Here is a 12290-nt window from a genome sequence, read left to right as displayed (position 1 = left end):
GAAGCCATGAGCAGTACCGGCCGCCTGACCACCCATGTTCTCGATACCGCTCTCGGCAAACCGGCCGAGGGTCTGCGCATCGACCTCTACTGGCTGGAGGGGGAAGAGCGGCAGCTGATCCGCACCGTACATACCAACAGCGACGGCCGCGTCGACGGCCCGATGGTCGAAGGCATCGGCTTCATGGCCGGCAATTACGAGCTGGTGTTCCATGCCGGCGACTATCTGCGCCGGTCCGGCGTTACACTGCCGGAGCCGGCCTTCCTCGACCGCATCCCCTTGCGCTTCGGCATCGCCGATCCGGCGAGCCATTATCACGTGCCGCTGCTTCTCTCGCCCTACGGCTATTCGACCTACCGGGGTAGTTGAGGCTTAGGAGGCTTGCGCTCGCTTCGCGTTTTGCCGGAAGGGTCACTCCAAGCTCCCTCATCCTCGCCCTTGTGGCGGGGATCCAGCGGCCCGACGTCCGTCGGGTCAAAAGACCTTTCAGCCCAAGGACTTGTGCTGGTCCCGCAGTTCCAACGGAACTGCTAGAGATTCCTGTGACAAGCACAGGAATGAGGGCGGGAGTGGCTGGTGCCGCGGCCTATTCCGCCAGAATGCTACGATCCACGTCGTTGATATCGCGCTTGCCGCAGAGGGCCATGGTGATGTCCATCTCCTTGCGGATGATTTCCAGCGTCTTGGTGACGCCCTCCTTGCCCATGGCGCCGAGGCCGTAGAGGAAGGGGCGGCCGATATAGGTGCCCTTGGCGCCCATGGCGACGGCCTTCAGCACGTCCTGGCCGGAGCGGATACCGCCATCGATATGCACCTCGATCTGGTGGCCGACCGCATCGACGATGCGCGGCAGCATGCTGATCGAGGAATGGGCGCCGTCGAGCTGGCGGCCGCCGTGGTTGGAGACGATGATCGCGTCGGCACCGGTCGCCGCTGCCATCTTGGCGTCCTCGGGGTCGAGAATTCCCTTGAGGATCAGCGGTCCGCCCCAGCGCTCCTTGATCCAGGCGACATCCTTCCACGAGAGCTGCGGGTCGAACTGTTCCGCCGTCCAGGCGCCGAGCGACGAGAGGTCGGTGACGCTTTTCGCATGGCCGACGATGTTGCGGAAGGTGCGGCGTTTGGTGCCGAGCATCTTCATGCACCAGCCAGGGCGCGTCGCCATCTGCCAGAGGTGCTTCGGCGTCATCTTCGGCGGTGCCGAGAGGCCGTTGCGAAGATCCTTGTGACGCTGGCCGAGGATCTGCAGGTCGAGCGTCAGCACCAGCGCCGAGCACTTCGCCGCCTTGGCCCGGTCGATCAGGTTCAGCACGAATTCGCGTTCGCGCATGACGTAGAGCTGGAACCAGAAGGGCTTGGTGGTGACCGAGGCGACGTCCTCGATCGAGCAGATGCTCATCGTCGAGAGCGTGAAGGGCACGCCGAAGGCTTCCGCCGCCTGGGCTGCCAGCATCTCGCCGTCGGCGTGCTGCATGCCGGTGAGGCCGGTCGGGGCGAGTGCCACCGGCATCGACACCTTCTGGCCGATCATCGTCGTTTCCAGCGACCGGTCGGTCATATCCACCAGCACGCGCTGGCGCAGCTTCACCTTGCCGAAATCCTCCTCGTTGGCGCGATAGGTGCCTTCGGTCCAGGCGCCGCTGTCGGCGTAGTCGAAGAAGAGTTTCGGCACCCGGCGCTTGGCGAGCGCCTTGAGATCGCTGATTTCGAGGATTTGCGTCATGGATAAGGCCTTCGTCCAACGGAGATTGAACGAGCCATTACCATGTTTGGCAGAGGCTTGTTAATAGCCAGAACGCAGAGAGGTCAATTTTCTTGACCTCTTTGGTTTTGGTCGGTCATGCGGCGGCAAGGGCCGATTTTGCCGGCTTGCCGGCGACATAGGTTTCGACGATCGACCGGTCGTCGCCCATGGTCTGCAGCAGGAAGAGTTCGTCTGCCAGAGAGTTGACCACTTCGGCCCGAAGCGCCATCGCCGACGTCGCGGCCATGTCGAGCACGATGAAATCGGCATCGGTGCCGGCTTCCAAGGTTCCGATCTTGTCGACCAGCGATAGCGCCTCGGCATTGCCGCGGGTCATCATGAAGAAGCTGTCGAACGGGTTCAGCCGCTCGCCCTGCAGTTGCAGGATCTTGTAGGCCTCGTCGAGCGTCTTCAGCATGGAATAGCTGGTACCGCCGCCGATGTCGGAGGCGACCGACGTGCGCACCGGCTTTTCGCGGCGGCTGAGCGCGCGCAGCGGGAAGAGGCCAGAACCGAGAAAGAGATTGGAGGTCGGGCAGAAAACGGCGACCGAGCCGGTCTCGCTCATGACATCCGCCTCGCGCTCAGACAAATGGATGCAGTGGCCGAACAGGCTCTTGGGTCCGAGCAGGCCGTAACGGGCGTAGACGTCTGTGTAGTCCTTGGCTTCCGGATAGAGTTCGCAGGTAAAGGCGATCTCGTCGCGGTTTTCCGAAAGGTGCGTCTGGACGTGCAGGTCGGGGAATTCGTGCACCAGCGACTTCGCGACGTCCATCTGCTCCGGCGTTGAGGTGATGGCGAAGCGCGGGGTGATCGCCACATGATTGCGGCCCTTGCCGTGCCATTCGCGGATGACCGCGCGGGTTTCGTCGTAGCTCATCTGCGGCGTGTCGAGCAGGCCTTGCGGGGCGTTGCGGTCCATCATCACCTTGCCGGCGACCATGCGCATGTCGCGGCGCAGCGCCTCGGCGAAGAAGGCATCGGCCGACGCCTTGTGAACCGAGCAATAGGCGGTTGCTGTTGTCGTGCCATAGCGCACCATCTCATCGAAGAAGCGCGTCGCGATGCGCTCCGCATGGGCGGTCTCGACGAAGCGGCACTCCTCGGGGAAGGTGTAGGTGTTCAGCCATTCAAGCAAGTTGGCGGCATAGGAGGCCATGACCTGCATCTGCGGGAAATGCAGATGCGTGTCGATGAAGCCGGGCACGATCAGGTGTGGGCGATGGTCCACTTCCGCGACGCCGTCAGGCGCGCTTGCCTTGACCGCAGCATAGGAGCCGCTCGCGGCGATCTGTCCCCCCTCAATCAGAAGCGCACCGTCGCTCTCGTAGCTGTAGGCGGCGCTGTCGTCGATCGACGATGGCGCGCGGTTGAAGCTCAGCAATCGGCCGCGGATGAGGGTGGTCGTCATTGTGTCTTGCCTTCCTCGACGGCGCTTTCGAACCAGGCTGTCAGAAGCTGGCGCTCGTCCGTCGTCATGTCTGTCACGTTGCCGGGCGGCATCGCATGGCTGCGCCCGGCCTGGATATAGATTTCGCGGGCATGGGCGGCAATCTCCGCGTCGCTTTCGAGCATCACGCCCTTCGGCGCCTGGGTGATACCCTCATAAACCGGTTCTGCCGCATGGCACATGGAACAGCGTGTCGAGACCGTGTCCTTGACTGCAGGGAAGTGGGCATTGGCGGCGAAGCGGCTGAAGGCGGGCGCAACCTCGGCCTTTTCGCCGCCGGTCAGCACCTTCGGCACGGTCGAAAGCCACATGATCAGGATGAAGAGGAGGGCGGTGACGAGCCAGGTCCAGGTCGGCCGGCCCTTGCGGGCGTGGGTGGTGTTGAACCAGTGGCGGATGGTGACGCCCATCAGGAAGACGAGTGCGGCGATGATCCAGTTGAACGCGGTGGCAAACGCAAGCGGATAGTGGTTCGACAGCATGAAGAAGATGACGGGCAGCGTCAGGTAGTTGTTGTGCAGCGAGCGCTGCTTGGCCTGCGCGCCGAGTTTCGGATCCGGCGTGCGGCCGGCGATCAGGTCGGCGACGACGATCTTCTGGTTGGGGATGATGATGAAGAAGACGTTGGCCGACATGATCGTCGCGGTGAAAGCGCCGAGATGCAGGAAGGCGGCGCGGCCGGTGAAGACCTGCGTATAGCCCCAGGCCATGACGACCAGCGCCACATAGAGCAGTGCCATCAACCCCCAGGTGTTCCTGCCGATCGGCGACTTGCAGAGCAGATCGTAAAACAGCCAGCCGATGCCGAGCGAGGCGAGCGAAATCAGGATCGCCGTGGTCGCCGAGATGTCGAGCACGTGGCGGTCGATCAGGAACAGATCGGCGCCGCCATAGTAGACGACACAGAGCATGGCGAAGCCAGAAAGCCACGTCACGTAGGATTCCCATTTGAACCAGGTGAGATGCTCGGGCATCGAGGCCGGTGCGACCAGGTATTTCTGGATGTGATAGAAACCGCCGCCATGCACCTGCCATTCCTCGCCATAGGCGCCGACGGGCAGGTGATCGCGCTTCACGAGACCCAGGTCGAGCGCGATGAAATAGAAGGATGAGCCGATCCAGGCGATGGCGGTGATGACGTGCAACCAGCGCACGGCAAAGGCCAGCCATTCCCAGGCGATGGCGAACTCGTACATTCAGATCCCCTTTGTCTCCGTTGCCTCACTTTGCGCATAAACCGCGGAGGGGAAAAGGGGCTTCGGCGCTCCTCAAGCGCTATTTGCTTGCAGGAAGTTCGGCGCGCAAAGTTCGCCGAGGATCCAGTCGCGGAAAATCCTGATCTTGGGTGTGTTGCGGCGGGCGTGCGGATAGGCGAGCCAATAATCGCAGCCATCGCTGCAGCGCAGCTCGAAGGGCTGGTAGAGCCGACCGAGCGCCACGTCATCGGGGTAGAATTCCGGCGTCAGGATCGCCACGCCCTGGCCGGCGATGGCGGCGCGCGCCTCGAAGGATTGCGCGCCGAGACGGCTGTGCGGCCGTCCTTCGAGATCGGGATCCTTGACGCCGGCGGCCTTGAACCACATCGGCCACCAGGGGTCACCGGGATCGATGATGCGCAGCTTCAGCAGGTCGCGCGGCTCGTGCACGCCGCCAATGGTCTCGGCAAGCGCCGGGCTCAGCATCGGGCTGAATTCCACCCGCATCAGCGGATGCGTGTCGAGGCCGGGCCAGACGCCGGCACCCGAGCGGATGGCAAGGTCGGCCGGCTCGCGGGTAAAATCGGTGAGCGAGTCGCTGGTCGTCAGCCGAACGGCGATGTTCGGATGGGCGAGCTGGAAGCTGCCGATGTTGCGGGCAAGCCATTGCGAGGCGAAGGTCGGCGTCGAGCTGATCAGGAGCGCGCTGTCGATATCGCCACGGGCATTCGAAACCGCTTCCTGCAGCATCTCGAAGGCTTCGGTGACGCGCGGCGCCATGCGCTGGCCGACTTCCGTCAGCGAGATCTGGCGCGGGCGCCGCAGGAACAGCGGCTCGCCGACATTCTCCTCGATCAACTTGACCTGGTAGCTTACGGCCGTCTGGGTCATGCCCAGCTCTTCACCGGCCTTGGTGAAGCTGCCGAGCCTTGCGACCGCCTCGAAGACCCGCAGCGCATTCAGCGGAAACTGCTTCGACATCTTCATGGATAAGTTCTCTTGATGCATCCAGACGGATGTTCGATTGGATTTCGATCCTCCTCCACGGCATCCTTCAAGTCAACTTCCCAAGACGAAACAGGTGCTGAAATGACTTGCGACACTTACGAACGTACTGAAAGAAAAGCGTTTCTTTCATTCGAGCCGGTCGCCCGGCTCACAGCCGCCCTGTTCGGCGGCCTTGTTGCCCCCAAGCCGATGCTCGATGTCAACGCGCTCTCCGATCATATCAAGAGAGACATGGGTTTCATGGATGTCCATAGCCCGCACCGCGACGACGAGGAGGCGATGGCCAACGCTCGCCGCCTGTTCAGCATCAATGAACTGCCGCGGATCTGAGGCAAATCGTGATGGCCGTCAGCGATTGCGCAGACGCTCGACGGCCATCAGCACACGCTCCGGTGTTGCCGGGGCATCGAGCCGCGGGCACTCGCGGTAATCGGCCACACTGGCGACTGCCATGGACAAAGCCTCCAGCACCGAGATCGGCAGCATGAAGGGCGGCTCTCCCACCGCCTTGGAGCGGCCAATGGTCTTCTCGGCGTTGCTCGACCATTCGGCAAGCTTGACGTTGAAGATCTTCGGCCGGTCGGAGGCAAGCGGGATCTTGTAGGTGGAGGGGGCGTGGGTGCGAAGCCGTCCCTTGTCGTCCCACCAGAGCTCTTCCGTCGTCAGCCAGCCCATCCCTTGCACGAAGCCGCCCTCGATCTGACCGAGGTCGATCGCCGGATTGAGCGAACGGCCGACGTCGTGCAGCACGTCGACCCGGTCGACCATGTATTCGCCGGTCAGCGTGTCGATCGAAACCTCCGAAACCGCAGCGCCATAGGCGAAGTAATAGAAGGGTGTGCCGCGGCCGCTGGCGCGATCCCAGTGGATCTTCGGCGTCTTGTAGTAGCCGGCGGCCGAAAGCTGGATACGGCCCATATAGGCCTGCTTGATGAATTCAGGGAAGGGGATCAGCTCCTCGCCGATCTTCACGTGGTTGGCGACGAAGCTGACATTCTCGGGCGTCGTCTGCCAGCGCTCGCAGGCGAAACCGACGAGACGGTCCTTGATCTGGCGCGCGGCGTCGAAGGCGGCCATGCCGTTCAAGTCAGAGCCCGAAGAGGCGGCGGTCGCCGACGTGTTTGGCACCTTGCCGGTCGTCGTCGCAGTGATGCGAACGCGGTCGAGGTCGACCTGGAAGCTGTCGGCGATCACCTGCGCGACCTTGATGTAGAGGCCTTGGCCCATCTCGGTGCCGCCGTGGTTGAGGTGGATCGAGCCGTCCTGGTAGATATGCACAAGCGCGCCCGCCTGGTTGAAGGCGGTCATGGTGAAGGAGATGCCGAACTTCACCGGCGTCAGCGCGATGCCCTTGCGGATGACGCGGCTTTCCCGATTGAACGCGAGGATCGCCTGACGGCGCGCCTGATAGCCGGCGCTTTCTTCCAGCTCCGCGACGATCTGCGCGATGATGTTGTCTTCGACCTGCTGATGGTAGGGCGTGACATCGCGGCCGGAGCCCTTGTCGCCATAGAAATTCAGCTTGCGGATTTCGAGCGGATCCTTGCCGAGCTGGTAGGCGATTTCCTCGATGATGCGCTCGCCGCCGACCATGCCTTGCGGGCCGCCGAAGCCACGATAAGCGGTGTTTGAGACGGTGTTGGTCTTCAGCGGCTGCGAGGTGAGCTTCACATGCGGATAGAAATAGGAGCTGTCCGCATGGAACAGCGCACGGTCTGTGACCGGGCCGGAGAGGTCCGAAGAGTAGCCGCAGCGCGCCGCGTAGTTGGCATGGACCGCATGGATGCGACCCTCGTCGTCGAAGCCGACGTCGTAATCGACCAGGAAGTCGTGGCGCTTGCCGGTTGCCGTCATGTCCTCGTCGCGATCCGGGCGGAACTTGACGGCGCGGTTGAGCTTCTTCGCCGCGACCGCGGCAAGGGCTGCGAACTGGTTTCCTTGCGTTTCCTTGCCGCCGAAGCCACCACCCATGCGGCGCACGTTCACGGTCACCGCATTGGAGGGCACGCCGAGCACGTGCGAGACCATGTGCTGGATCTCGCTCGGATGCTGGGTCGAGGACCAGACGGTGACCTCGTCGTCCTCGCCGGGAATGGCAAGGGCGATATGGCCTTCGAGGTAGAAATGCTCCTGTCCGCCGATGCGCATGCTGCCTTTGAGCCGCCGTGGCGCCTTTTCCAGCTCCGCCTCGGCATCGCCGCGCTGGAGGGTGAGCGGCTGCGTGACCAACTGCCCGCCATGGGCGACGGCATCGAGAATGTCGGTGAAATGCGGCAGGTCGCGATAGGTGATCTTGGCGAGCCTTGCCGCCCGACGGGCGATGTCACGGGTTTCTGCAATCACGGCGAAGGCCGGCTGGCCATGAAACTGCACGAGGCCATCGGCAAGCACCGGCTCGTCATGCAGGTGGCTCGGGCTGATGTCGTTGGAATGCGGCATGTCCTTGGCGGTCAACACCAGCATGACACCGGGCACGGCGGCGACGGCCGAAAGGTCCATGGCGGTGATTTCCGCATGCGCCCGGTCGGTCATGCCAAGCGCGCCATGCAGCGTGCCCGCCGGCTCGGGCATGTCGTCGATGTAGTCGGCGGTGCCGGAGACATGCTTGTGGGCGCTGTCGTGACGCTGGGAAACATGCATCTCGCCGCGGATCGTCTTGCGTTCCTCGAAGGTGGATTTGTCCATGACTATCGGCCTCCCGCAGCAAAGCGAACCAGTTGCGCCGGCTCGCCGCCGCTTTCCAGGAGGAAACGCATCAGAAGGTTCTTCGCCGCAAGCATGCGGTAGTCGCTCGTTGCCCGCCAGTCGGTGAGCGGCTGGTAATCGCTCTCGAAGGCGGCTTGCGCGGCGCGGACCGTTTCCTCGGTCCATGGCTTGCCGATCAGCGCCGCCTCGACGTTGCTGGCGCGCTTGGGCGTCGCGGCCATGCCGCCGAAGGCGATGCGGGCGGAGCGGACGATGCCGCCATCCACCGATAGACGGAACGCGCCAAGCAGCGCGGAGATATCTTCGTCGCGGCGCTTGGAGATCTTGTAGGCGGCAAAGAGATCGCCCGCCGGCAGGCGCGGCACGAAGATGCTTTCGACGAATTCGCCGGGTTGGCGATCCTGCTTGCCATAAGCGATGAAGAAGTCTTCGAGCGGTAGTGTCCGCTGGCCCGCGCTCGAGCGCAGCGTCACCGTCGCGCCAAGCACGATCAGGGGCGGCGGACTGTCGCCGATCGGTGAGCCGTTAGCGATATTGCCGCCGATCGTGCCCATGTTGCGCACCTGTTCGCCGCCGATGCGGTTGATCAGCGGACCGAGCCCGAGAAACGTCTTGGCGAGGGCGGCATAGGCCATGGTGTAGCTGACGCCGGCGCCGATAATCAGACCGTCCGCGGTTTCCTCGATCTGCTGCAATTCGGTGATGCCGTTGATGAAGATCACCGGGTTGATCGCCCGCATCTGCTTCGTCACCCAGAGGCCGACATCGGTGGAGCCGGCAACGACCGTCCCCCCGGGATGGTCGGCGAGCGCTTCCGCCAGGCCACTGCCGTCGGCCGGCACGATCAGACAATTTTCGCCCTGGCGGAGTGTGATCGTTTCCGTCGGTGCCAGCGCCTTCAGCCTGATGGTGATCGTTTCCCGCTCCCTGGTGATCGGATCGAAGATGTTGGAGGGGCGCGCCTCTGCCGCCGCTTCGGCCGCGCGCACGATCGGCTCATAACCGGTACAACGACAGAGATTGCCCTGCAGCGCCTTTTCGATATTGGCGCGGCTGGGGCTGTCGTTGCCAAGCCAGAGGCCATAGAGCGACATGACGAAGCCGGGCGTGCAGAAGCCGCATTGCGAGCCGTGAAAATCGACCATTGCCTGCTGCACCGGATGCAGCGTGCCATCCTGACCGGCGAGATGCTCGACGGTGACGACATGGGTTGCCTGCAGCGAGCCGAGGAAACGGATGCAGGCGTTGACGCTTTCATAGACGAGCCGGTCGCTGACCAGCCGCCCGACGAGCACGGTGCAGGCGCCGCAGTCGCCCTCCGCACAACCTTCCTTGGTGCCGGTCAGCCGGCGTTCCAGCCGCAGATAGTCGAGCAGCGTCGTTGTCGGTGCAATGTCGGAAAGAGCGACCTCGCGGTCGTTGAGGATGAAGCTGATTGAACCGGTCGGCTGGGGCATGCCATTCATTCCCTGCTGCTGCATACGTCCTGAAATCACTTTGATCTTAGGTGGTTATGCAGAAAAGCAAAGGGCTGAGCGGACTTTTGCACGCCATGCGGGCAGCGCGGGGGGCACCCGGTCCGCGCTGCCGTCCACTTGACGGATGTCGGCCGTTACTGCGCCGTCCAACCGCCGTCCATCGACACATGGGTGCCGGTGATCTGTGCCGCGTCGTCGCCGGCGAGATAGACGGCAAGGGCTGCGACCTGTTCGACGGTGATGAACTTCTTCGTCGGCTGCCCCTTCAGCATCACGTCGTTGATCACTTGCTGCTCGGTGATGCCGCGGGTGCGGGCTTGATCGGGGATCTGCTTTTCGACGAGCGGCGTCAGCACGTAGCCCGGGCAGATCGAGTTCGCGGTGATGCCGCTTTCGGCCACTTCGAGCGCCACGGTCTTCGTCAGGCCGAGCACGCCGTGCTTCGCCGCCACATAGGCCGCCTTGAAGGGCGAGGCGACGAGGCCATGGGCCGAGGCGATGTTGATGATGCGGCCCCAGCCTTTCGCCTTCATGCCGGGAATAGCGGCGCGGATCGTGTGGAAGGACGAGGAGAGGTTGATCGCGATGATGCGGTCCCATTGCTCGATCGGGAAATCCTCGACCTTCTCGACATATTGGATACCGGCATTGTTGACGAGGATATCGACGCCGCCGAAGCGGGTCGTCGCCGTGGCGATCAGATCGGCGATCTCGGCTGGCTTCGTCATGTCGGCAGCATGATAGACGACCGTTCCTGTCGTCAGCGCGCTGACGTCGTCCGTCGCCTTCTTGATTTCGTCCGGGCTACCGAAGCCGTTCAGCACGATATTGGCGCCACCCTTGGCGAAGGCCTTGGCGATCGCAAGCCCGATGCCGCTCGTCGAACCGGTGATGACCGCTGTTTTCGTCATTGCTGCTCTCTCCCTTTGTGGCGCCGCGCACTGCTTTGTTGCGGCGCAACAGCGCCAGCCTACGCGGAAAACGCCGGCGCTGACAATTGTGTTTTTGGGTTGCGGACCGCAGAGTTGAGGAGGGGAATGGCGAAGTCGACGGTTGCGTTTTGTTTTCGTTTGACATTCGTTTTGCCATCGTATTGAAGTTTTCGAAATGAGATCCCGCCTTCAAGGCCGGGTGAACAAACATGCGTGTGGCCGGGGAGGGGCATATGGGCGGATACATTCTCGCGATCGATCAGGGTACGACCTCGAGCCGGGCGATCATCTTCGACGGTCAGCAGCAGATCGCCGGGGCCAGCCACAAGGAATTCAAGCAGTATTTTCCGAAATCCGGGTGGGTCGAACACGATCCCGAGGAAATCTGGCAGACGGTGCTTTCGACGGTTGAGGACGCTATCGCCAAGGCCGGCATCAAGGCCGGCGACCTTTCGGCGATCGGCATCACCAACCAGCGCGAAACCGTCGTCGTCTGGGATAGCAAGACCGGCAATCCCATTCACAACGCGATTGTCTGGCAGGACCGTCGCACCGCCTCCTATTGTGATCGGCTGAAGAAGCAGGGGCTGGAAAAGACCTTCACCCGGAAGACGGGCCTGCTGCTCGATCCCTATTTCTCCGGCACCAAGCTCAACTGGCTGCTGACCAACATCGACAGGGCGCAGGCCCGCGCCGCCAAGGGCGAACTCTGCTTCGGCACCATCGATACCTTCCTCATCTGGCGGCTGACCGGCGGCAAATCCTTCGTGACCGACGCGACCAACGCCTCGCGCACGCTGCTCTATAACATCGCCGAAAATGCCTGGGACGATGAGCTTCTGAAGATCCTCAAGGTGCCGCGCGCCATGCTGCCCGAGGTCAAGGATTGCGCCGCCGATTTCGGCGTTACCGATACCGCACTTTTCGGCGCGGCGATCCCGATCCTCGGCGTTGCCGGCGACCAGCAGGCGGCGACCATCGGCCAGGCCTGCTTCAAGCCGGGCATGTTGAAATCCACCTATGGCACCGGCTGCTTCGCACTGCTCAACACCGGCAAGGACATGGTGCGTTCGAAGAACCGGTTGCTCACCACCATTGCCTACAAGCTTGATGGCGAAACCACTTATGCGCTCGAAGGCTCGATCTTCGTCGCGGGTGCTGCGGTGCAATGGCTGCGCGACGGGCTGAAGGTGATCAAGGCTGCGCCCGATACCGGGACGCTTGCCGCAAGCGCCGATCCGACGCAGGACGTCTATCTCGTGCCGGCCTTCACCGGGCTCGGCGCGCCGCATTGGGATCCGGACGCGCGCGGCGCGATCTTCGGCATGACCCGCAACACCGGTCCGGCGGAGTTTGCCCGCGCGGCACTCGAAGCCGTCTGTTACCAGACGCGCGACTTGCTTGAGGCGATGCACAAGGACTGGCGCAACAACGGCAAGGAGACGGTTCTGCGCGTCGACGGCGGCATGGTTGCCTCCGACTGGACGATGCAGCGGCTTTCCGACCTGCTCGACGCGCCGGTCGATCGGCCCGTCATCCTGGAAACGACCGCGCTCGGCGTCGCCTGGCTTGCCGGCAGCCGCGCCGGCGTCTGGCCGAAGCAGGAAGACTTTGCCAAGTCCTGGGCACGCGACCGCCGCTTCGAGCCCGCCATGGACGAAAAGATGCGTAAGGCCAAGTTCAAGGGTTGGCGCAACGCGGTCAAAAGGACGCTGAGCTAAGAGCCGGGCGAGCGGCGATTTTCGCCGCGCGTCCGTTTCTCCCGACCATTCTCTG

Annotated in this window: 10 protein-coding genes; 3 read left to right on the top strand and 7 right to left on the bottom strand. The window is 63.2% G+C overall.

The window, feature by feature from the left end; all coding sequences use genetic code 11:
* The first annotated feature begins 6 nt into the window (after positions 1-6).
* Positions 7-369 (top strand): hydroxyisourate hydrolase, encoded by a 363-nt coding sequence (uraH, locus tag IB277_RS12475; protein ID WP_043623670.1) that lies wholly within the window; start codon positions 7-9, stop codon positions 367-369.
* A 217-nt stretch (positions 370-586) separates the two neighbouring features.
* Here the strand turns inward: uraH and IB277_RS12470 are convergent, their stop codons facing one another.
* The 4 genes from IB277_RS12470 to IB277_RS12455 all read right to left on the bottom strand — a co-directional run bounded on the left by IB277_RS12470 (position 587) and on the right by IB277_RS12455 (position 5377).
* A complete protein-coding gene (locus IB277_RS12470) occupies positions 587-1723 on the bottom strand; it encodes an alpha-hydroxy acid oxidase (protein WP_110819318.1) in 1137 nt (378 codons plus the stop codon).
* Between the two features lie 115 nt (positions 1724-1838).
* Positions 1839-3155 (bottom strand): guanine deaminase, encoded by a 1317-nt coding sequence (gene guaD / locus IB277_RS12465; RefSeq protein WP_110819317.1) that lies wholly within the window; start codon positions 3153-3155, stop codon positions 1839-1841.
* Entirely contained in the window at positions 3152-4390 is a 1239-nt protein-coding gene (gene puuD, locus IB277_RS12460) for a urate hydroxylase PuuD (protein ID WP_034788980.1), read from the bottom strand. Before puuD ends, guaD begins: the two co-directional genes overlap by 4 nt.
* A gap of 72 nt (positions 4391-4462) precedes the next feature.
* Complete coding sequence (locus tag IB277_RS12455; RefSeq protein WP_034788978.1) at positions 4463-5377, bottom strand: LysR substrate-binding domain-containing protein; 915 nt, start codon at positions 5375-5377, stop codon at positions 4463-4465.
* A 102-nt stretch (positions 5378-5479) separates the two neighbouring features.
* On the opposite strand from IB277_RS12455, the gene IB277_RS12450 reads away from it, so the two are divergent.
* A complete protein-coding gene (locus IB277_RS12450) occupies positions 5480-5728 on the top strand; it encodes a hypothetical protein (protein ID WP_060518807.1) in 249 nt (82 codons plus the stop codon).
* Between the two features lie 18 nt (positions 5729-5746).
* Here IB277_RS12450 and xdhB read toward each other — a convergent pair whose 3' ends face one another.
* The 3 genes from xdhB to IB277_RS12435 all read right to left on the bottom strand — a co-directional run bounded on the left by xdhB (position 5747) and on the right by IB277_RS12435 (position 10493).
* The gene (gene xdhB, locus IB277_RS12445) at positions 5747-8083 is read right to left on the bottom strand and encodes a xanthine dehydrogenase molybdopterin binding subunit (protein ID WP_110819316.1); all 2337 of its coding nucleotides are present in this window, start codon (positions 8081-8083) and stop codon (positions 5747-5749) included.
* A 2-nt stretch (positions 8084-8085) separates the two neighbouring features.
* Entirely contained in the window at positions 8086-9561 is a 1476-nt protein-coding gene (gene xdhA / locus IB277_RS12440; RefSeq protein ID WP_110819335.1) for a xanthine dehydrogenase small subunit, read from the bottom strand.
* Between the two features lie 155 nt (positions 9562-9716).
* A complete protein-coding gene (locus IB277_RS12435; protein ID WP_089045040.1) occupies positions 9717-10493 on the bottom strand; it encodes a 3-hydroxybutyrate dehydrogenase in 777 nt (258 codons plus the stop codon).
* 254 nt (positions 10494-10747) lie between these two features.
* Between IB277_RS12435 and glpK the strand changes: the two genes are divergently transcribed.
* Positions 10748-12235 carry a glycerol kinase GlpK gene (gene glpK, locus IB277_RS12430; RefSeq protein WP_110819315.1) on the top strand — a complete coding sequence of 496 codons (1488 nt, stop codon included), beginning with the start codon at positions 10748-10750 and terminating at the stop codon, positions 12233-12235.
* Positions 12236-12290 lie beyond the last annotated feature (55 nt).

It is taken from the genome of Ensifer sp. ENS07 (assembly GCF_014852185.1).
Lineage (GTDB): Bacteria > Pseudomonadota > Alphaproteobacteria > Rhizobiales > Rhizobiaceae > Ensifer > Ensifer adhaerens.
Note: the sequence above shows the minus strand (reverse complement) of the source record. Positions and strands in the feature narration are given on the sequence as shown.

What these genes read in the sequence shown, in the direction of transcription:
- uraH (WP_043623670.1), top strand. Translation starts at nt 7, where the DNA reads ATGAGCAGTACCGGCCGCCTGACCACCCATGTTCTCGATACCGCTCTC.
- IB277_RS12470 (WP_110819318.1), bottom strand. Translation starts at nt 1,723, where the DNA reads ATGACGCAAATCCTCGAAATCAGCGATCTCAAGGCGCTCGCCAAGCGC.
- guaD (WP_110819317.1), bottom strand. Translation starts at nt 3,155, where the DNA reads ATGACGACCACCCTCATCCGCGGCCGATTGCTGAGCTTCAACCGCGCG.
- puuD (WP_034788980.1), bottom strand. Translation starts at nt 4,390, where the DNA reads ATGTACGAGTTCGCCATCGCCTGGGAATGGCTGGCCTTTGCCGTGCGC.
- IB277_RS12455 (WP_034788978.1), bottom strand. Translation starts at nt 5,377, where the DNA reads ATGAAGATGTCGAAGCAGTTTCCGCTGAATGCGCTGCGGGTCTTCGAG.
- IB277_RS12450 (WP_060518807.1), top strand. Translation starts at nt 5,480, where the DNA reads ATGACTTGCGACACTTACGAACGTACTGAAAGAAAAGCGTTTCTTTCA.
- xdhB (WP_110819316.1), bottom strand. Translation starts at nt 8,083, where the DNA reads ATGGACAAATCCACCTTCGAGGAACGCAAGACGATCCGCGGCGAGATG.
- xdhA (WP_110819335.1), bottom strand. Translation starts at nt 9,561, where the DNA reads ATGCCCCAGCCGACCGGTTCAATCAGCTTCATCCTCAACGACCGCGAG.
- IB277_RS12435 (WP_089045040.1), bottom strand. Translation starts at nt 10,493, where the DNA reads ATGACGAAAACAGCGGTCATCACCGGTTCGACGAGCGGCATCGGGCTT.
- glpK (WP_110819315.1), top strand. Translation starts at nt 10,748, where the DNA reads ATGGGCGGATACATTCTCGCGATCGATCAGGGTACGACCTCGAGCCGG.